17 protein-coding genes are annotated in these 19,068 nt (G+C 60.5%); 10 read left to right on the top strand and 7 right to left on the bottom strand.

Translation table 11 applies throughout. From position 1 onward, the window contains the following. Positions 1 to 318: 318 nt before the first annotated feature. From BFP90_RS25610 to BFP90_RS25625, 4 genes are all read right to left on the bottom strand, one after another. Entirely contained in the window at positions 319 to 918 is a 600-nt protein-coding gene (locus BFP90_RS25610; RefSeq protein WP_065898282.1) for a GNAT family N-acetyltransferase, read from the bottom strand. Between the two features lie 11 nt (positions 919 to 929). After that, a complete protein-coding gene (locus tag BFP90_RS25615) occupies positions 930 to 1,274 on the bottom strand; it encodes an FKBP-type peptidyl-prolyl cis-trans isomerase (protein ID WP_065895535.1) in 345 nt (114 codons plus the stop codon). A gap of 571 nt (positions 1,275 to 1,845) precedes the next feature. Then, entirely contained in the window at positions 1,846 to 2,466 is a 621-nt protein-coding gene (locus tag BFP90_RS25620) for a transglycosylase SLT domain-containing protein (RefSeq protein ID WP_065898283.1), read from the bottom strand. Between the two features lie 80 nt (positions 2,467 to 2,546). After that, positions 2,547 to 3,515 (bottom strand): hypothetical protein, encoded by a 969-nt coding sequence (locus tag BFP90_RS25625; protein WP_065898284.1) that lies wholly within the window; start codon positions 3,513 to 3,515, stop codon positions 2,547 to 2,549. 196 nt (positions 3,516 to 3,711) lie between these two features. Here BFP90_RS25625 and BFP90_RS25630 point away from each other — a divergent pair, with 196 nt between their 5' ends. Both BFP90_RS25630 and BFP90_RS25635 read left to right on the top strand, forming a co-directional pair. Beyond that, a complete protein-coding gene (locus BFP90_RS25630; RefSeq protein ID WP_065898285.1) occupies positions 3,712 to 5,208 on the top strand; it encodes a PAS domain S-box protein in 1,497 nt (498 codons plus the stop codon). A 102-nt stretch (positions 5,209 to 5,310) separates the two neighbouring features. Further along, positions 5,311 to 5,583: a DUF1652 domain-containing protein gene (locus BFP90_RS25635; protein WP_065898286.1), complete on the top strand. Its 273-nt coding sequence runs from the start codon at positions 5,311 to 5,313 to the stop codon at positions 5,581 to 5,583. On the opposite strand, the gene BFP90_RS25640 is transcribed toward BFP90_RS25635, so the two are convergent. Then, complete coding sequence (locus tag BFP90_RS25640) at positions 5,546 to 6,739, bottom strand: MFS transporter (protein WP_065898287.1); 1,194 nt, start codon at positions 6,737 to 6,739, stop codon at positions 5,546 to 5,548. The two genes, BFP90_RS25635 and BFP90_RS25640, sit on opposite strands and share 38 nt — an antisense overlap. An 88-nt stretch (positions 6,740 to 6,827) precedes the next feature. Then, positions 6,828 to 7,136, bottom strand: a complete 309-nt coding sequence (locus tag BFP90_RS25645; protein WP_065884410.1) for an RcnB family protein — start codon at positions 7,134 to 7,136, stop codon at positions 6,828 to 6,830. A 217-nt stretch (positions 7,137 to 7,353) separates the two neighbouring features. Between BFP90_RS25645 and BFP90_RS25650 the strand changes: the two genes are divergently transcribed. The 4 genes from BFP90_RS25650 to BFP90_RS25665 are packed head-to-tail and all read left to right on the top strand — an operon-like array spanning position 7,354 to position 11,778. Beyond that, positions 7,354 to 7,959, top strand: a complete 606-nt coding sequence (locus BFP90_RS25650) for a LemA family protein (protein ID WP_065884409.1) — start codon at positions 7,354 to 7,356, stop codon at positions 7,957 to 7,959. A gap of 20 nt (positions 7,960 to 7,979) precedes the next feature. Continuing rightward, positions 7,980 to 9,818: a M48 family metalloprotease gene (locus BFP90_RS25655; RefSeq protein WP_065898288.1), complete on the top strand. Its 1,839-nt coding sequence runs from the start codon at positions 7,980 to 7,982 to the stop codon at positions 9,816 to 9,818. Positions 9,819 to 9,862: 44 nt separating this feature from the next. Further along, positions 9,863 to 10,420: a helix-turn-helix domain-containing protein gene (locus BFP90_RS25660; RefSeq protein WP_065884407.1), complete on the top strand. Its 558-nt coding sequence runs from the start codon at positions 9,863 to 9,865 to the stop codon at positions 10,418 to 10,420. Positions 10,421 to 10,431: 11 nt separating this feature from the next. Further along, a complete protein-coding gene (locus BFP90_RS25665; protein ID WP_065884406.1) occupies positions 10,432 to 11,778 on the top strand; it encodes a glutamine synthetase family protein in 1,347 nt (448 codons plus the stop codon). Positions 11,779 to 11,961: 183 nt separating this feature from the next. Here BFP90_RS25665 and BFP90_RS25670 read toward each other — a convergent pair whose 3' ends face one another. After that, complete coding sequence (locus BFP90_RS25670; RefSeq protein WP_065898289.1) at positions 11,962 to 12,852, bottom strand: LysR family transcriptional regulator; 891 nt, start codon at positions 12,850 to 12,852, stop codon at positions 11,962 to 11,964. Between the two features lie 129 nt (positions 12,853 to 12,981). Here BFP90_RS25670 and BFP90_RS25675 point away from each other — a divergent pair, with 129 nt between their 5' ends. The 4 genes from BFP90_RS25675 (at position 12,982) to BFP90_RS25690 (ending at position 19,061) form a co-directional block, all read left to right on the top strand. Then, positions 12,982 to 14,628 carry a GMC family oxidoreductase gene (locus tag BFP90_RS25675; protein ID WP_065898290.1) on the top strand — a complete coding sequence of 549 codons (1,647 nt, stop codon included), beginning with the start codon at positions 12,982 to 12,984 and terminating at the stop codon, positions 14,626 to 14,628. Between the two features lie 65 nt (positions 14,629 to 14,693). Next, positions 14,694 to 16,316: an MFS transporter gene (locus tag BFP90_RS25680; RefSeq protein WP_065898291.1), complete on the top strand. Its 1,623-nt coding sequence runs from the start codon at positions 14,694 to 14,696 to the stop codon at positions 16,314 to 16,316. A gap of 217 nt (positions 16,317 to 16,533) precedes the next feature. Beyond that, positions 16,534 to 18,489 carry a DNA topoisomerase III gene (locus BFP90_RS25685; RefSeq protein WP_065898292.1) on the top strand — a complete coding sequence of 652 codons (1,956 nt, stop codon included), beginning with the start codon at positions 16,534 to 16,536 and terminating at the stop codon, positions 18,487 to 18,489. A 131-nt stretch (positions 18,490 to 18,620) separates the two neighbouring features. Next, positions 18,621 to 19,061, top strand: a complete 441-nt coding sequence (locus tag BFP90_RS25690) for a CBS domain-containing protein (protein WP_065884401.1) — start codon at positions 18,621 to 18,623, stop codon at positions 19,059 to 19,061. The last annotated feature ends 7 nt before the right edge of the window (positions 19,062 to 19,068 follow it).

Below are 19,068 nucleotides of genomic sequence, written 5' to 3' on the forward strand. Positions count from 1 at the left end.
CGATCTGATCCAACATCCTGGTCGGCCCAGAGGCCGCCATCGGGGGCAAGCCCCCTCCCACATTTGGACCGCAGCGCATCAGTTAGATAGCCGTCGGCTGTGAGGCCGTCAGCCGCCTGGTCACAGGTCCGACGCCGTACCGCCATTTACTGTGGGAGGGGGCTTGCCCCCGAAGACGGTGCGTCAGTTACGAATTCATTGCCTGATACACCGCAATCCCAGGCATTGACGCCCAAGGGGCGAAAGGCGCTGTACGGCAGATTTGGAATCAAGGTTGAGGAGACATCAGGCGCCTTGCACTGATGAGACCGGTACAGGTTACCGGGTGCTGGGTCGGTCCCGCTCAACCCGCGCCAGGTAGCCGTCAATGGTCCCGTTGCGCAGCGGCTTGATCTGGATAGAGACCCTGTTCACCTGAAGACCCATCGCGATGCCCTCTCGGGTTCGCACCTGCACATACCCAAGCCTGGGCCAAAAGCGCTCGGCCCTGGTATTGCCCACCACCACCGTCAGCCGCAGCCACTGGGCGCCCTTCGCCGCCGCCCATGCCTCAAGGTCCGAGTGCAAGCGCTGCGCGAGCCCGCTGCCGTGCCAGCGCGTATGCACCAGCAGCAACCCGATATGCCATACCCCGGCGGCGAGCAGATCCGCGGCGATATTCACCACAGCGACCAGTTGATCCTGCGCATCGCGGTAACCCAGCCAGTACATGCGGCTGCAATGCCAACCTGCGGGTAATTGGCCGCGCAACTCGTCCCGCGCTTCGGTCGGGGTAGCCGGCTCACCATTCACTGCAATGAAATAATCCGGCGCCTGTTCAAAAAACTGCTGCAGCTCAGCCTCATCCCCGCCAAGCAGCTCAACCACCTGAATGCCGTCGAGGGAGCAGCCAGGCAACACGTCTGGATCAACATCCATATTCAATCCCTTCAATCATCGCGCGTCAGCACTTCCAGCAATTCAATTTCGAAACGCAGATTGCTGTTCGGCTTGATATGCGCGCCCATCGAGCGCTCGCCATAGGCCAGGTGCGCCGGTACATACAACGTGCGCACACCACCAACCTGCATGCCCATCAAGCCTTGGTCCCAGCCCTTGATCACGCGGCCGGTGCCGATCACGCACTGGAACGGCTTGCCCCGCTCCCACGACGAATCGAACACCGTGCCATCTTCCAGGGTGCCGGTGTATTGGGTGGTGATCAGCGCGCCCTTGACCACGGTTTTGCCGGTGCCCAGGCGGATGTCGGTGACCTGCAGTTCGTCGTTGCTCATGGGAGTCTCATTGGAAGCGTGAAAGGCTGGGGTTTTCCCAGAATCGGCGGGGTTTGGCAAGTGTAGGAACAGGCATCTGGTGGAAATGGCACAAAACCAAATGTGGGAGGGGGCTTGCCCCCGATAGCGGTGCATCAGTCGAGATATCAGTGGCTGACACTCTGCCATCGGGGGCAAGCCCCCTCCCACATTTGGACCGCAGCGCGTCAGTCAGATAGCCGTCGGCTGTGAGGCTGTCAGCGGCATCGCCACAGGTCCGGCGCCGTACTGCCATTTACTGTGGGAGGGGGCTTGCCCCCGATAGCGGTGCATCAGTCGAGATATCAGTGGCTGACACTCCGCTATCGGGGGCAAGCCCCCTCCCACATTTGGATCGTAGCGCGTCAGTTAGATAGCCGTCGGCTGTGAGGCTGTCAGCGGCATCGCCACAGGTCCGGCGCCGTACCGGCATTTACTGTGGGAGGGGGCTTGCCCCCGATAGCGGTACATCAGTCGCAACATCAGTGGCTGATACTCCGCCATCGGGGGCAAGCCCCCTCCCACATTGGGTCTGCATGCATCCAGAAGCTTTTTACAACCAATGCCAGAACCGGCTCCAGAACCCTCGGCCCAACTCATCCTTGCACCCGGCATATTGCCGCGCATACAGCTGCGAACGCGCCTGTACCTTGCTCGCCACCGGTAGCAGCCAGGCTTTGCTGGCGTAGGTGCGCTGGCGGTAGCCGCCCCAGCCTTCGTGGTAGTTCAGGTACTGGCCGTAGGCGTCGTATTTGTAGACGCCGTTGATGGTGTAGGTCTTGTCCATGTACCAACCGATGAAGTCGATGGCGTCGTCGAAATCCTCGCGATCGGCGCCGCTGCGGCCGGTGCTTTTGCGGTAGTCATTCCATACCTCATCCTTGGCCTGGGCATAGCCGGACGCCGTGGACACGCGACCCCAGGGGATGATCCACAGCAGGTATTTACGCGGGGTCTTGGCGTCGTAGCGAAAGCCCGACTCCTGATACATGATCGCGAACGGCACCTGGATGGGCACGCCCCAGCGCTTTTGCGTGACCTTCGCCGCGTCGTACCAGTCGTCCTTTTCGCGAAAGATGCTGCAGATGTCGTTGGGCGTGCGTGGCGGCGAGGTGCCGCACGCCGCCAACAGAGAGGTGAGTAGTAACAGTCCGACGGCTTTGCCTGCGCTCAAGGGGCACCTTTGCGTGATACGCGTAAAATGTCGGGCATTTTACGCGTTCACCGAGGCGGCGTCCCTGCCGCAGACAGTTTTTAAGCCAATGGCACGCGACGGGTTGTCAGCGCGATACGACCGACAAAGAAGCTCAAGGCCGCACCCAGCAGCAGCATCGCCAAGGTGCTCCAGGCTGCACGAGACAGTTGCTTGGCCGCTACTTCACCGGCTTCACGGGCTTTCTGTTCAGCCTGTTGCTTGAGTTCTTCGACTTTCTGCATGGCCTGCTGATAAGCCTGGGCATAGTTGTCGACGATCTGCGTGGCTTCTTCCTTGCTCTTGCCGGTACGCGCCGCGACGATGTTGACCAGGGCCTCTTTATCTGCAGCGTTCAGTGCAGGCTCGCCGGACGATTTCACGCGCTCGAACCACTGCTTGAGCTCATCGCCCGCCTGGGCAGGGTTGGTCGCTGCGTCAGTCGCGGTTTGCTTGCCATCGGCTGCAGCCTGGTCGGTTTTCTGCTCGACGTTGGCCGGGTCCAGCTCAGGCTTGCCGCTTTGCTTGAGCAGGGTATCGAGTTGACCTTGCAGGCTGTTCCAGTCCAGCTGGATACCCTGCTCGTTCAACTGCTGCTTGATGCTGTTGCCGATCCCCGGTGCGGCGGCGGCGATGCCACTGCCGGCAGCCGACAGACCTTTACCCACCACGTTGCCCGCGGTACCCACGACGCTGGAGGCCAAGCCTGCCAGCAGCCAGGTGGTCAGCAAGGTGGTCAGGGTCCAGGTCAGTACACCGTGCAGACCACCGCGATCCGGTGCGGTACGCCCGGCCACGAACGCGCCAAGCGCAATGGCGATCAGCGTCGATACAAACAACCAGATCCCGGCGCCCGTACCGAAACCGCTCAACGGGTTACCGGCTTCCATCGGCTCGACGGCACTCGCGCCAATCGCCGTACCCAACACACTCAACACCAGGTAGGTCACCAGTGCAATTGCACTACCGGCCAATACCGAGCTCCACGACACCCGAAACAGCGATCGATTGGTTTCATAGACAGTGGTCATACAAAGGTCCTTTTCAAATTATCGGAGCAAGGCAAAGTGCCTTGACTGGTGTGAGTGTGGCGAAACGACATACGTTCAGTCGTGGCCCAAATGCACTATCTGGCCTGGTGCATTCGCACTCCCACAGGGACAACTTCTCTGCACTATCCGAAACCTGGGATGTCGTAATTCAATGCGTCCAGACTTCGGAGAATCTATGACACAGGATGTTCTTGCCAAAGAAACCAACCGCCGCCAACTGCAACAGATCATCTCCGGATTATCCGATGGTGTGATATTGGCGGAGGTCGACCAGACCATCCTCTGGGCCAACGAGGCCGCGTTGGCCATGCATGGCGTCGGCGACGTCATGGGGCTGGGCGCCAGCACCCGGCAATACGCCGAGCGCTTCAGTCTGCGCTATCGCAACAACCACCCGTTGCAACTGGACATCTACCCCCTGGCCCGCGCAGCGGCGGGAGAAGAATTCAGCGACGTGATCGTGGAGGTCATTCCCACCACCGACCAGGAAAAAACCTGGGTGCACCGCCTGCGCAGCCTGGTCATCACTGACGCACAGGGTGAGCCGGAACTGCTGGTGCTGATCCTCAGCGATGCCACCGAGTGGGCCAGCGCCGAGCAGCGCTTCGAAAAAACCTTCAACGCCAACCCCGCCCCTGCCGTGATCTGCCGCCTGAGCGATCTGCGCTACATCAAGGTCAACCAGGGCTTTCTAGAAATGACCGGCTACAGCCGCGACCAAGTCATCGGCAAATCCGTGTATGAACTGGACGTGCTCGAGCAGGCCGAGCGCAAGGACCTGGCGATCGAGCGCCTGGGGCAAGGCGCGACCATTCCACAGATGCAGGCAGAACTGAGGCTGCCCGAAGGCGGCAGCAAGCTGGTTGTGGTGGCCGGCCAGCCTCTGGATATGAACGAGGAAGACTGCATGCTGTTCTCGTTCATGGACCTGGAGCCGCGGCGCAAGGCGGAAATCGCCCTGCGCCAGAGCGAAGAACGATTCGCCAAATCCTTCCGCCTGACGCCAGTGCCGACCCTGGTGTGCAACGCCGCCAATCGCCAGGTTGTGGACGTCAACGAAGCGTTCATGAGCATCACGGGTTACATCAGTGAAGAACTGATCGGCAAGTCCATCGAAGAAATCAACTTCATCGACAGCCCGCCTACCAGCGCGCAATTGTTCGCCACGCTGGAAAAGGCCGGAAACCTCGACGGCCACGACCTCAAGGTACGCAAGAAAGGCAATGAAGTGATCGACTGCGTGGTGTCCGCCGACACCGTGGTGATCCAGGATGTGCCGTGCTACCTGCTGGTGTTCATGAACATTACCGAACGCAAGCGCTCGGAGCTAGAGCTGGTGGCGGCCATCGAAGAAGTCATGCAGGACGCCTCCTGGTTCAGCCAGACCCTGATCGAGAAACTGGCCAATGCCAAAAGCGTCAACAGCCCTAACGTGCCGAATGTATCCTTCACCGACCTCACGGCCCGTGAACGGGACGTGCTGGGCTTGATCTGCGAGGGCCTGGCCGACAAGGAAATCGCTTCGCGCCTGAAGCTGGCGCCCAATACCGTGCGCAACCATGTGGCGACGGTGTACTCCAAACTGGGCGTTCACAGCCGCAGTTCGGCTATTGTCTGGGCCCGTGAACGCGGGCTGTTTGCCGGCGAACTGCGGGTAAAAAACAAGCGCTGAGAGTGCAAATGCACTAGTTCATATAGTGCGAATTCGCCTTATTAGCTGGCGGTGCAATCAATAACCTTCAAGGCATCGAATCTGTGCCTTGAAGGAACCTGCATGCTTACCCTCTCTCAACTGCGAAATTGCATCGAAGAAGGCCTGTCGCCGCTGACGTGCGAATTCACCCTGTGCCGGGATGCGTCCTTGACCCTCAAGGTATTCGACGCCGAAACCGGCCGAGTCGATCTGGTGGTTACCGGCATCAGCACCAACCGGCTGCAGACCCCGGAAGAAGTGACGAAAATGGTCGATGAATTGCGCTACGAACTGCAGAGCAATACGGTCGGCAAACTCAACCTGGATGACCTGCCTTCAGCTTCGCCCCAATGAAATAGAACACCCCGCCCCCTACGATAAATCCCCCAAGCATGAAAAACATGTAATGCGCCGGCAGGCTGGCCAGCACCAGCCCGCATAACACCGGCCCCAACGCGGCACCGAGATTGGCCAGGTTCTGCGCGCCGTAATACATGCCGCGCAAGTGGTCAGGAGCGATCCGGTCGATAAACATGTACTCGGCCGGAAACACGATGATTTCCCCCACGGTAAAAACCGCCATCGCCAGCACCCACCACAACAGGCTGGTGGACAGCGCAAAGCCGATCAACCCCAGCATGAACATGCTCAAGCCCGCGATCAGCCACTGGCTCAAGTAGCGGTGCGAGATGCGCCGGCCAATCAGGTACTGCAAGGCAATCACCAGCACGGCGTTGGTGGTGAGTATTGTGCTGATTACCGTGTAGGTGTATTCGGCGGTGGTGGTGGTCACCAGGTATTGCGACAGGTAGGCGACGAACTGACCGAACACCACGGCACTGAGCAGTCCACCAACGGTGAAACACACCAGGCGGTGATCCTTGAGCAGCACCCGGCCTACGGCGAGGAATGACACCGGTTTTTGCGTGGCGTCGACGGTGGTCAGTGCGCGGTCGCCCAGACGCCAATACAACAGGAAAAATCCCGCGCCCAACAACGCCGACAGAATAAACGGCAGGCTGATATCCAGCGTGGCCACCATCGCGCCAAAAAACGGGCCCACGGCATAGCCGATATTGGTCAGGGTGTATTTGATGGAGAACACTTCGCTGCGCCCATCCTCGGGCAGCACGCTGGCGAAACCGGCCTTGATCGCAATATCGATGACCGCATAGGCCAGGTTGATCAGAATCAGGCAGCTATAGAACGCCCAGACAGTCTGCGCCAGGACCGTACCGATGAAGCCCAGCACAAACACCAGGCTCAGCCCGAGCAGCAAGCGGTAACTGTTGACGCGGTCGACGAGGAAACCGCCATAGACGCTGAGCAGCGAGCCCACAATCAGCGAACTGCCGATCACCAGGCCGACCTGGCTGATATCCAGGGCGAAATGGCCGGTGAGGTAAATCACCAGGTACGGAAACGTGATCGCCTTGGCCAGCGTCAGCAACAACGTGGCCGACAGCAGCAGGTTCACCGTGCGGGGATAGTTTCTTATTGCGGCAAGCATCCTGCTCTCTTTCCTTGAAGGTAACGCGACCATTGCGGTCGGCTACCTTAACCCAGGAAAGGTGACGCGAGCAGGTGGTCCGGCAGGATTATTTCTTGACCGGCGTAATTTCAAGGATGGTGCCGTTGGTGGTTTTGAGCAGGACGTACTTGTCGCCTACTCGTGCCCACTGGCTCTCATCTTCGGGCTGCTTGAGGCCGCGTTTTTTCCAGTCTTTAACCGCCGATTCCTTGCGCATCAACATGTCCGGGGCGCGGTCGCCTTCTTTCAAGTCACGGGCGTTGATATTCGAAGGTTGCACGGTTTCCTGAGGGGTATCGCCGGCCTGCACCACGAAACTCGCAGTGGACAGGCTTGCGGCAACGAGAACACAGGCAAATAGGGATTTGGACTTCATGGGTGCTCCTTCAATTCAGGGGACGTACCCAGGTTCCGACCGCAGCGGCGCGAAATCATTCAGCCGCTCACCTTGCTCCAGCCCCACGCTTGAGTTGCCGTCATCAACGGCCCAGCCGGATAGCTGGCCGGTCGGCACTTTTAACGTTGGACAAGTCATTGGAAATGGCCATTATCCGCTATGATTGCGACCTCACTTTCACAGATAAGGACATCCAATGTTCGGCAGCGTTTTCTGGGTCATTTTCATTGGCGTTCTCAGTGTGATAGCGCTCTACCTGATCAGCCTCTACAACACGCTGGTCAGTTTGCGAAATCGCTTCAAGAACGCGTTCAGCCAGATCGAGGTGCAACTCAAGCGGCGCCATGACCTGATCCCCAACCTGGTGGAAACGGCCAAGGCGTACATGAGTCATGAGCGCGGCACACTGGTGGCTGTCACCGAAGCACGCAACGTGGCGGCAGCCTGCCTCAAGCTCGCGGCGGCAGAACCTGGCAGTGCGCACTCCATCGCGCAACTGGGCAAGAATGAGAGTCGGCTCAACACGGCCGTGGATAACCTGAACGTTTCGCTTGAGGATTATCCGGACCTGTATGCATCAGAAACAATGATGCAACTGAGCGATGAAATGACCAATACCGAAAACCGCATTGCGTATGCCCGTCAGTTCTTCAACGATGCGGTGATGGAATACAACATTTTCCGCCAGAAATTTCCGACGATCCTCATGGCCCAGGCCGTGGGGCACGGCACGGACGCGACGTTGCTGGAGTTTGAAGACAGCAAACAGATTCAAACCGTCCCGACGGTATCCTTCACCTGATCAGTGCCACGGATGGCTGCATGAACTTTTTTGAACATCAGGACCGGGCTCGCAGAAATGCGATCTATCGCGTGTTACTGGTGACCGTGATTGTGCTCACCCCCGCTCTATTCGGGGTATTTTTATCAACCTGGTTTGATGAGATTCATTGGTACGAACCCTTGCTTATCTCTGCAGTGATACTGCCGTTCATTGCGGCAGGGTACTGGTTCCAGGGCCGCAAGCTGAAAAAGGGCGGCAGCGCAATTGCAGAAAGCTTCGGTGGCGTACTGATCAGTGCGGAGCCGGTGGCGCAAGACAATCGTTGGCTGCTTGATATCGTCGAGGAAATGGCCATTGCTTCAGGCAGCCATGTGCCCTTGGTTTACATGATGAATCAGGGATGCATCAACGCCCTTGCCGCCGGCCGCACACCGAAAAACTCGGTCATCTGCGTGACCTTTGGCGCGACCGTCATGTTCAATCGTGAAGAAATGCAAGCAGTCATTGCCCATTTGTTCAGCCAGATTCACAACAATGACATGCGCTCCGATGCACGTATGACGGGAGTCTATCTAGGCGTCGCCTGGTTTACCCTGCTGCTTCTACCTGTCGCCGCCAGTGGCGTGATCGGCGCATCGTTGTTCTTCCTGGCAGGCGGCTGGGCTTACCTCACCTATTTCGCGATGTCGCGCGTCAACCGCCAACGCAAGTTCCTGGCTGACGCGACAGCTGCGCAGTTCACACGTCACCCGCAAAGCGTTGCCAGCGCACTGATGAAAATAGCTGGACACCCACCTTCATCGTTTCTGACGTGCTGCCAGGAGACAGAGAACTTCCTGCCGATGTTTTTCGCGGCGCCCTTCCGCAAATTCTCACAGCGATCCATTTCTCCTCATCCCCCACTCGCGAAACGAATAGCGCGGCTCTATCCCGAGTGGGATGGCGAGTACCCGGATGTTCCTCCGCTGGAAACCCTGATGGGCGACGATGAACAGGCCCAGGAGAATCGTCGCCGCTGGGAAGTCCTTGGCGCCGTGGCCATCGCTGCCGGAGGGCTGAACAGCACGCAAGAAGAGCCGGCACAGCGTTATCAGACTCAAGCCACCCAGAGCATGATCCCCTATGAGGCCTGGTCGGTAGCGGGCGACCCTGCCGGCGCACAAGCCCTGATCTACAGCTTGCTGCTCTGCGTACAACCGGCTCTGCGCGCGCGGCAACTCAAGCTGCTGCAGGAAATCCTCGATCCACAAGTCGCCCACTTCCTGCCGGGGTTGGACGCACCTGTACGTGGGCTTGACCGCTATCTGCGCCTGTCGTTGTTGGACCTGTGCGTTCCGGCGCTCAAGCAATTGCCAGCCGACCAATACACGGTCTTCACCCACACCATGAGGAGCCTGGTTGCCGTCGATTCCCGCGGCCTTTTTGGGGGTTGGGCCTTGATCAACATACTCGATGCACAAGTGCTGCCCAAGCCCACAATCAAACGCCGGTCCACACTGGAACAACAGGAGGACAACATAACGTTGCTGCTCGGCATACTTGCCCTCACAGGGCAAAGAAGCCAGGCACAGATTGAGCTGGCGTACTACCGCGCCTGTGATGTATTGCCCTTTTATACGGCGCCAATGAAGACACTGAAAGAAGGTGCAAGCCTGGATGCACTCGACAAACCGTTGAAAGGCCTGCAACAGCTTCAACCGGAAGATAAAGCGATCCTGATGGAAGCGGTCGCGGTCTGCATCGAAAACGACGGCCATATCACCCCCGAAGAAATCGAGTTGGCGCGCGCGATCGCCGCCATCCTCGATTGCCCGATGCCCGAAGGCCTGCAAACACCTCCGATTGCGGAGGACGAAGCGTCCCCATTGCCGGCATGAAATAATTCCTGTAATTTTTCATGAAATTATCTGACATATATTTCATGAGCCCTCAAGAAGAACTCGCCACCCTCGCCGCGTTGATCCACGACCTGCGCAAGCACAAGAAACTCACCCTCGCCCAACTCGCGCAGAAGATCGAGCGGTCGGTGGGTTTTCTGTCCCAGGTCGAGCGCGGCCTGTCGCGCCCAACCGTCGCCGACCTGACCGCCATCAGCCACGCCCTCGACGTCCCTACGACCTATTTCTACAGCCGGCCCAAACCCAGGGCGGTGGATTGGGTCACCCGCCCCAACGAGCGGCGCACGGTGTACTACGCCAATGGCATCACCGACATCCTCGTCTCGCCGAGCATGAACGGCGCGTTCTCGATGCTCGACAGCCTGTTGGCACCCGGCGCCAACAGTGGTGAACAGACCATGAGCGACCGCGCCGAGCAGGCCGGTTTTGTGCTGGAGGGCGAGCTGACCCTGTGGGTTGAAGGTGAAGCCGATGCAGTCACCCTCGGCCCGGGCGACAGCTTCCATCTCGCCAGCTTCGCCCACTGCCGCTACGCCAACCTGACCGACCTGCCCGCCCGCGTGCTGTGGGTTTACAACTAGGAGCTGCACCCGTGAAAAGCCCCTCTGCAACCTTGCTGGCCGAAGTTCGGACCTTCCGCCAGAACCACCCCGATGTGCGCTACGTCGACCTGATCGCCTTGGACATTGCGGGGCATTTCTACGGCAAGCGCTACCCGGTGGACATGCTCGAGAAAGTCGCCGCCGGCAGCCCCTTGAAGCTGCCGCAGAACGCCGTATTGCTGGGGGCCCAGGGCGGGTTGTTCAAGATTGGCGACTACTGCTTCAATGACGGCGACCCGGACGCCAATCGGCGCCTGGTGCCGGGTACGCTGAAGCCGGTGAGCTGGGAGTCGCAGCCGCTGGGGCAGATGCTGATCACCTCCGACGGCACCGAAGCGCCGATCGAATTCGAACCTCGCGAAGTCCTGGCCAACGTGCTGGAGCGCCTGCGCCTCAAAGGCATTCACCCGGTCGTGGCGTTTGAACTGGAGTTCTACCTGTTCGACAAAAAGCTCGACAACGGCCTGCCGCAATTCCCCCGCGACCCGCTGAGCGACGATGCCGACGACCAGCCCACCCTGCATATCGAACGGCTGTCGCGCTTTGGCGACGTGCTGGACGACATGGCGCAAACCGCCACGGCCCAGGGCATCGATATTACGGTGATCACCGCCGAAATCGGCCCGGGCCAGTTCGAAATCAATTTCGGCCATTGCGACGACGGCCTGCGTGCCGCCGACTGGGCCGCCCTGTTCTGCCGCAGCACGCGCGGCGTGGCGCTCAAGCACGGCTACCGCGCCAGCTTCATGGCCAAACCTTACCTGCAGTTTCCCGGCAGCGGCATGCATGTGCACGTCAGCCTGTATGACGGTGCGGGCAACAACCTGCTGGCGGCGCACCAGCAGCAACCGCTGCGCCACGCCGTGGCCGGTTGCCTGGCGTTGCTGCCCCATTGCATGCCGATCTTCGCCCCCAACCACAACGCCTTGCGCCGCCTCGGCGGTACGGTCAACGCCGCCACCCGCGCCAGCTGGGGTTTCGAAGACCGGGATGCGTGCGTGCGCATCCCCGAGTCAGACCCGCGCAACCTGCGTATCGAGCATCGCCTGGCCAGCGCCGACGCCAACCCCTACCTGGTGTTGGCGGCGATCCTCGCCGGTTTGGAGCATGGCCTCGAAGCCAGGCAGGACCCTATCGCGCCACTGAATGAAGACCGCAGCAGCGGCACTGATTTCCCCGTGGAAATGCTCGACGCCGTGCGCGCCATGCAACATCAGCAGGTTGTGCGCGACAAGCTGGGCGCGGAATTTGTCGATGTGTATTGCGAGAACAAGCGCCAGGATCACCTGGCGTTCCAGCAGGAAATTCATGCGCGGGAATATCGCTGGTTCCTCTGAACAATGCACCACCACCTACCACTACAATCAGGCAGTGAAGTTCTAAGCGCTGCCTGACACAACAGGGTTCATATGTGGGAGGGGGCTTGCCCCCGATAGCGGTGGTTCAGCCACCGCTGCATTGACTGATACAAAGCTATCGGGGGCAAGCCCCCTCCCACAGTTTTGATTCTGTTTCGTCAGTCAGCTTTCGCCCAACAGCAGGCTCTGCTCCCGCGCGCACAACTCCACCACATAATCCCACAACACCCGCAACCGCACCGACTTGTGCAACTCCCGCCGCGAACTGATCCAATAACTGCGCTGGATGCTCTCCCCCGGCAACAACGGCACCAACTGCGCATCGCCCGCCGCCATGAAACAGGGCAATACCGCGATCCCCAGGCCGGATCGCGCGGCCTGGTGCTGGGCAATCACGCTGGTGCTGTGAAAGACCACCTTGGGACTGCGACAGAAGCTGCTGAGGAATTTCAGTTCCTGGCTGAACAGCAGATCGTCGACGTAATCGATCCACGCATGGGCCGCGAGGTCTTCGCGTTTTTCAATCGGCGGATGACGCTCAAGGTAAGTGCGGCTGGCATACAGCGCCAGGCGGTAATCGGTGAGTTTGCGGGTCACCAACTGATCGACGCTGGGGCGTTCCAGGTGAATGCTGATTTCCGCCTCGCGGTTGAGGATGCTGACAAAGCGCGGCACCGCGACCAGTTCCACTTCCAGGCCGGGATAACGTTCAAACAGCCCGCCCATGCGACCGGCGAGGAACATCACCCCCAGGCCCTCCGCCACCCCCAGGCGAATTTTGCCCAGGGGCGCCGCGCAATGGGTCAGTTCGTCTTCGGCCAGCAGCGCCACGTTTTCCATGGCTTCGGCATGTTTGAGCAGGGCTTCGCCGGACGGCGTCAGCTCGTAACCCTGGGCGTGCTGCACGAACAGCGCCGTACCGAGGCTTTTTTCGATGGCCTCGATATGCCGCGCCACCGTGGCGTGCGTGGTCTTCAAGCGTTGCGCGGCGGTGAGCAAGCGGCCGCTGCGCTGCAATTCGAGAAAAAACCGCAGGTCATTCCAGTCGAACATATCGCCTCCTTTGCGCACGCGTGGGCAGCGCTGTTTAAAAACGCACAGCAGCTGGGCAAAAACTAACATTTTTAAGACGAAAACTAACAACTAGGATGGAGCCAATAAGAAAAACAAGCGAGGCCCCAGATGCCCACTGCAACTGCTGAATACGATTACGTGATCGTCGGTGCCGGCCCCGCCGGCTGCTTGCTGGCCAATCGTCTGTCCGCCAACCCGGCCCATCGCGTCCTGCTGCTGGAAGCCGGTGGTCGCGATAACTACGCCTGGATTCATATTCCGGTCGGCTACCTGTTCTGCATCGGCAACCCGCGCACCGACTGGTGCTTCAAGACCCAGGCCCAGGCCGGCCTGCAAGGTCGCGCCCTGAGCTACCCACGCGGCAAGGTACTGGGCGGTTGCTCGTCCATCAACGGCATGATCTATATGCGCGGCCAGGCCCGGGACTATGACGGCTGGGCGGCGCAAGGCAATCCGGGCTGGGCCTGGAATGACGTATTGCCGCTGTTCAAGCACAGCGAAAACCATTTCGCCGGCGATTCGCCATTCCACAGCGAGGGCGGCGAATGGCGCGTCGAGCAGCAGCGCCTGCATTGGCCCATCCTCGATGCATTTCGCGACGCAGCACAGCAGAGCGGCATCGCCAATATCAGCGATTTCAATCAGGGCGATAACGAAGGTTGCGGTTATTTCCAGGTCAACCAGAAGGCCGGGGTGCGCTGGAACGCGGCCAAGGCGTTTCTCAAACCGGTCCGCCAACGGCTCAATCTGACGGTATTGACCGAGGTGGAGGTCGACCGCGTGGTGCTGGAAAACGGCCGCGCCTCCCAAGTGATCGGGCGCCGTCATGGCCAGCAACTGAGCTGGAAAGCCTGCAGGGAAATCGTGCTGTGCGCCGGTGCCGTGGGCTCGCCAGGCATCCTGCAACGCTCGGGTATCGGCCCTGCCCACGTGCTCAAACCGTTGGGCATCGACGTGGTGCATGAACTGCCGGGCGTGGGTGGCAACCTGCAGGACCACCTGCAACTGCGCCTGATCTACAAGCTGGAAAACGCGCGCACCCTGAACCAGATCGCCGGCACCGTATGGGGCAAGATGGGCATGGGCCTGCGCTACCTGTATGACCGCAGCGGGCCGCTGTCGATGGCGCCCAGCCAGCTTGGCGCGTTTGCCCGCTCCGGCCCGGAGCAGACCTCGGCCAACCTTCAATACCATGTGCAGCCGTTGTCCCTGGAGCGCTTTGGCGAACCGCTGCACGCGTTTCCGGCCTTTACCGCCTCGGTCTGCGACCTGCGCCCACACAGCCGCGGGCGCATCGATATCCGCTCTGCCAACCCGGCGGACGCACCGCTGATCCAGCCCAACTACCTCAGCCACCCCGAAGACCTGCGCGTGGCCGCCGACGCCATTCGCCTGACCCGGCGAATCGTGGCCGCGCCGGCCCTGAGCCGGTTCAAGCCGGTGGAATACCTGCCCGGTGACGCGCTGCAAACCGAAGAACAATTGCACGAAGCCGCGGCGCGCATCGGCACGACCATCTTCCATCCGGTGGGCACCTGCCGCATGGGCGATGACAAGGACGCCGTGGTCGACGCACAGCTGCGCGTGCATGGCGTGCCGGGCCTGCGCATCGCCGACGCCTCGATCATGCCGCGCATTACCTCGGGCAACACCTGCTCACCGACGCTGATGATCGCCGAGAAGGCCGCGCAGTTGATCCTCTCACCGCACACAAGGAGCCTCGCCCCGCAGAGAGAACTGGTTCACGCAATCTGAATAGCGGCGCCGCACCCGGCGCCGACAGTGGAACAACAATAAATAATCACTGTGAGGGTTACCCGATGTCAGAACATGCTCAACCCCTGGGCTCGGCGATGGATGCGAGCACCGGCAACGACTCGAAGAAAGTCATTTTTGCCTCGTCCCTCGGGACGGTTTTCGAATGGTATGACTTCTTCCTCTACGGCGCCCTCGCGGCGGTGATCAGCAAGCAGTTCTTTGCCGGGGTCAACGACACCACGGCGTTTATCTTTGCGCTGATGGCATTCGCCGCAGGCTTCGTGGTGCGGCCGTTCGGCGCGCTGGTATTCGGCCGCCTGGGCGACATGATCGGGCGCAAGTACACCTTCCTCGTCACCATCATTCTGATGGGCGTGGCCACCTTTTGCGTGGGCCTGCTGCCGACCTATGCCAGCATCGGCATCGCCGCACCGATCATTCTGATCGTGCTGCGCATGCTGCAAGGCCTGGCGCTGGGCGGTGAATACGGTGGCGCCGCCACGTATGTGGCCGAGCATGCGCCTGCCGGCAAACGTGGCTTGCACACCAGCTGGATTCAATCCACCGCCACCCTCGGCCTGTTGCTGTCGTTGCTGGTGGTGCTGGCCTGCCGTTACTTCACCGGCGACCAGTTCGAGGTATGGGGCTGGCGTATCCCGTTCCTGTTCTCCATCGTGTTGCTGGGCATCTCCACCTGGATTCGCATGAGCCTGCACGAATCGCCCGCGTTCCTGAAAATGAAAGAGGAAGGCAAGGCCAGCAAGGCGCCGATCCGCGACTCGTTCGGTAAGTGGGAAAACCTCAAGGTCGTACTGATCGCACTGTTCAGCATCAACGGCGGGCAGGCGGTGACCTTTTATGCGGCGCAGTTTTATGTGCTGTTCTTCCTCACCCAGTTCCTGAAGATGGACCCGGCCCTGGCCAACATGTTGCTGATCATCAGCGTGGTGATTGGCGCGCCGTTCTTCATCCTGTTTGGCTGGCTGTCGGACAAGGTCGGGCGCAAGCCGGTGCTGATGCTTGGCCTGCTGCTGGCGACTTTCCTGTACTTCCCGATCTTCAAGGGCCTGGCGCACTACACCAACCCGGCGATGGACCAGGCGAGCCGCCAGGCACCGATTACCGTGCTGGCCGATCCGGCCACCTGCACCTTCCAGTTCGACCCGGTGGGCAAGGCGCGCTTTGACAGCCCGTGCGACAAGGTCAAGACCTTCCTGGTCAAGCAGGGCCTGCCCTACAGCAGCGTCGCCGCCCCAGCCGGCGCGCCGGTACAAGTCAACGTGGGCGACGTCAGTATCGATGGCTTTGATGAAGCGGCCTTGCGTGGTGCAGTGACGCTGGCCGGCTACCCGAGTTCGGCGGACATGGCCCAGGTCAACAAGGTGATGGTGGTGGCGCTGATCGTGGCACTGATCCTGATCGCAGCCATGTGCTACGGCCCCTTGGCGGCGCTGATGGTGGAACTGTTCCCGACACGCATCCGCTACACCTCGATGTCGCTGCCCTACCATATCGGTAACGGCTGGTTCGGCGGGTTCCTGCCCACCGTGTCGTTTGCGCTGGTGGTGTACACCGGGGATATTTTCTATGGCTTGTGGTACCCGGTGGTGGTGACCGGCGTGAGCCTGATCGTCGGGCTGTTCTGCCTGAAGGAAACCCGGCATGTGGATATCGACAATAACTGAGTTGCCTTAAGCACTGCACATCCCCTGTGGGAGGGGGCTTGCCCCCGATGGCGGTAGTTCAGTCGATGTCTTCAAGACTGATACACCGCTATCGGGGGCAAGCCCCCTCCCACATTCATCTGTGGTGCCTACATAATTTGCTGTACATCCATACAGATAACAGTTGCTCAATTCGCTTTGACTAAGCATCCTGCAAGGCATCAACCAATACGATGTGATGACCATGCAGCTGTACCTCTGTGAAAAACCCTCCCAGGCCAAGGACATCGCGGCCGTGCTCGGCGCCAGCCGCCGGGGCGATGGATGCTGGCTGGGCAATGGGGTCACGGTCACCTGGTGCATCGGCCACCTGCTGGAAACCGCCCCGCCTGACGCTTATGACGCCAAATACAAGCGCTGGGTATTGGCCGACCTGCCGATCGTCCCGGAAAAATGGAAGATGCAGGTCAAGCCCAGAACCGCCAGCCAGTTCAAGGTGGTCAAGCGCCTGCTGGGGGAAGCCAGGGAACTGGTGATCGCAACCGACGCCGACCGCGAGGGTGAAATGATTGCCCGTGAGCTGGTGGAACATTGCCGTTATCGCGGGCCGATCCAGCGGTTGTGGTTGTCGGCGCTCGATGATGCCTCCATCCGCAAGGCCCTGGCCGCGCTCAAGCCCGGCGCACAAACCTTCAACCTGTATCACTCGGCCCTGGGCCGCTCCCGTGCCGACTGGCTGATCGGCATGAACATGAGCCGCCTGTTTACGTTGCTCGGACGTCAATCCGGCTATCAGGGCGTATTGCCGGTCGGCCGCGTGCAAACCCCTACCCTGCGCCTGGTGGTCGACCGTGACCGCAGCATCGCCGATTTCATCCCCGTGGCGTATTGGGCCATCGACGTGGACCTGCGCCACCAAAGCATGACCTTCACCGCGCAATGGCGCGCCACCGACGATGCCTGCGATGACCAGGGCCGTTGCCTCAACCCGCAGCTGGCCCGGGACGCCGCCGACGCCATGAGCCACGCGGCCGATGCGCGACTGGTAAAGCTGCGCACCGAACGCATGCGCGAGGCCGCCCCCCTGCCCTTCGACCTCGGCACCCTGCAGGAAATCTGCTCCAAAAAGCTCGGCCTCGGCGCCCAGGAAACCCTGGATATCGCCCAATCGCTCTACGAAACCCACAAGGTCATCACCTACCCGCGCAGCGATTGCGGCTATTTGCCATTGAGCCAGCACAGCGAAGCGCCAAAGATTCTCGCCGCACTCGGCCGCGCGGATGCAGCGGTGGCCGAGTTGATGCAGCATATTGATCCCCAGCGCCGCTCACGCGCCTGGAACGACGCCAAGGTCAGCGCCCACCACGGCATCATCCCCACCGGGGCCGGCAAGGACGTCGGGCAACTCACCGGCAAGCACCGCGCGGTCTACACGCTGATACGCGCACGCTACCTGGCGCAATTTCTGCCCAACCATGAATACGACCGAACCCAGGCGGACTTCGACTGTGCAGGCCAGGCGTTGCGTGCCGTGGGCAAGGTCATCATCGAACCGGGCTGGAAACGCGCATTGCCCGAAGCCCTTGCCCCCGCCAAAGGTCGGGACGTTCCTGCTCCCCAAGCCTTGCCTATGCTGGTGCAAGGCCAGGACTGCGCGGTGGCCAGGGTCAACCTCAAGGACCTGTGGACCCAACCGCCCAAGCCTTTCACTGAAGGCGACCTGATCAAGGCAATGAAAAACGTCGCCAAGCTGGTGGAAGACCCACTGCTCAAGCAGAAACTCAAGGACACCACCGGCATTGGCACCGAGGCCACCCGCGCCGGCATCATCCAGGGCCTGCTGGACCGTGGTTACCTGGTGAAAAACGGCAAGGCACTGTCGGCCACCCCGGCCGCGTTCAGCCTGATCGATGCCGTACCCCGTGCCATCGCCGACCCCGGCACCACCGCCATCTGGGAACAGGCGCTGGATATGGTGCAAAGCGGCGAAATGAGCCTGGAAGAATTCGTCGCCAAACAAGCGGCGTGGATGAGCAAGCAGGTGGCTCGTTGCACTGGCATGCGCATGACCATCACCGCCGCTGCCAGCCCGGCAATCAAAGGCGCGGCGCCATGGAAAAACAAACGCAAGAGCGCGCCACGCAAGACGGCGACCAGCCCCAAACGGGCAAAAAGGCCGGCAAATGCCGGTTAAAACGCAAAAAAATCCGGCGAATGACGCTTTTCGACGGGTTTGACGCCGCTTTGGACCTTGCTGCGACGTAGTGCGTCTAGGATTCTGTAGGGGATAGCTGACTACCTAACAACAACACCGGAGTGGCCGCCATGAAAACCGTCGCAGAATTGCTCAAAGCCAAGGACCAGAAGAACCAGGAGGTCCACACCATCCAGTGGGACCACACCGTGTTCGAGGCGCTGGTGCGCATGTCCGAGAAAAACGTCGGGGCTTTGCCAGTGGTCAAGGACGGCGCAGTGGTGGGGATCATCAGCGAGCGCGATTACGCCCGCAAACTCATCCTCAAGGGGCTGTCGTCGGTGACCACCCGCGTGGACGACGTGATGAGCTCCCCGGTCATTACCGTAGATACCCATAAAACGGTCGAGGCGTGCATGAACATCATGACCGACAGTCACCTGCGCCACCTTCCGGTCGTCGAAGACGGCAAACTGCTCGGCCTGCTGTCCATCGGCGACCTGGTCAAGGAAGCCATTGCTGAACAAGCCGCCTTGATCAAACAGCTGGAGCAGTACATCCGCGGCGAATAGGAGACCC

Origin of the sequence: Pseudomonas sp. 24 E 13 (assembly GCF_900004715.1) — a bacterium.
Lineage (GTDB): Bacteria > Pseudomonadota > Gammaproteobacteria > Pseudomonadales > Pseudomonadaceae > Aquipseudomonas > Aquipseudomonas orientalis_A.

Bases quoted from the DNA above. Each gene is read 5' to 3' on its own strand.
- BFP90_RS25610 (WP_065898282.1), bottom strand. From the start codon at position 918: ATGGATGTTGATCCAGACGTGTTGCCTGGCTGCTCCCTCGACGGCATT.
- BFP90_RS25615 (WP_065895535.1), bottom strand. From the start codon at position 1,274: ATGAGCAACGACGAACTGCAGGTCACCGACATCCGCCTGGGCACCGGC.
- BFP90_RS25625 (WP_065898284.1), bottom strand. From the start codon at position 3,515: ATGACCACTGTCTATGAAACCAATCGATCGCTGTTTCGGGTGTCGTGG.
- BFP90_RS25630 (WP_065898285.1), top strand. From the start codon at position 3,712: ATGACACAGGATGTTCTTGCCAAAGAAACCAACCGCCGCCAACTGCAA.
- BFP90_RS25635 (WP_065898286.1), top strand. From the start codon at position 5,311: ATGCTTACCCTCTCTCAACTGCGAAATTGCATCGAAGAAGGCCTGTCG.
- BFP90_RS25640 (WP_065898287.1), bottom strand. From the start codon at position 6,739: ATGCTTGCCGCAATAAGAAACTATCCCCGCACGGTGAACCTGCTGCTG.
- BFP90_RS25645 (WP_065884410.1), bottom strand. From the start codon at position 7,136: ATGAAGTCCAAATCCCTATTTGCCTGTGTTCTCGTTGCCGCAAGCCTG.
- BFP90_RS25650 (WP_065884409.1), top strand. From the start codon at position 7,354: ATGTTCGGCAGCGTTTTCTGGGTCATTTTCATTGGCGTTCTCAGTGTG.
- BFP90_RS25655 (WP_065898288.1), top strand. From the start codon at position 7,980: ATGAACTTTTTTGAACATCAGGACCGGGCTCGCAGAAATGCGATCTAT.
- BFP90_RS25660 (WP_065884407.1), top strand. From the start codon at position 9,863: ATGAGCCCTCAAGAAGAACTCGCCACCCTCGCCGCGTTGATCCACGAC.
- BFP90_RS25670 (WP_065898289.1), bottom strand. From the start codon at position 12,852: ATGTTCGACTGGAATGACCTGCGGTTTTTTCTCGAATTGCAGCGCAGC.
- BFP90_RS25675 (WP_065898290.1), top strand. From the start codon at position 12,982: ATGCCCACTGCAACTGCTGAATACGATTACGTGATCGTCGGTGCCGGC.
- BFP90_RS25680 (WP_065898291.1), top strand. From the start codon at position 14,694: ATGTCAGAACATGCTCAACCCCTGGGCTCGGCGATGGATGCGAGCACC.
- BFP90_RS25685 (WP_065898292.1), top strand. From the start codon at position 16,534: ATGACCATGCAGCTGTACCTCTGTGAAAAACCCTCCCAGGCCAAGGAC.
- BFP90_RS25690 (WP_065884401.1), top strand. From the start codon at position 18,621: ATGAAAACCGTCGCAGAATTGCTCAAAGCCAAGGACCAGAAGAACCAG.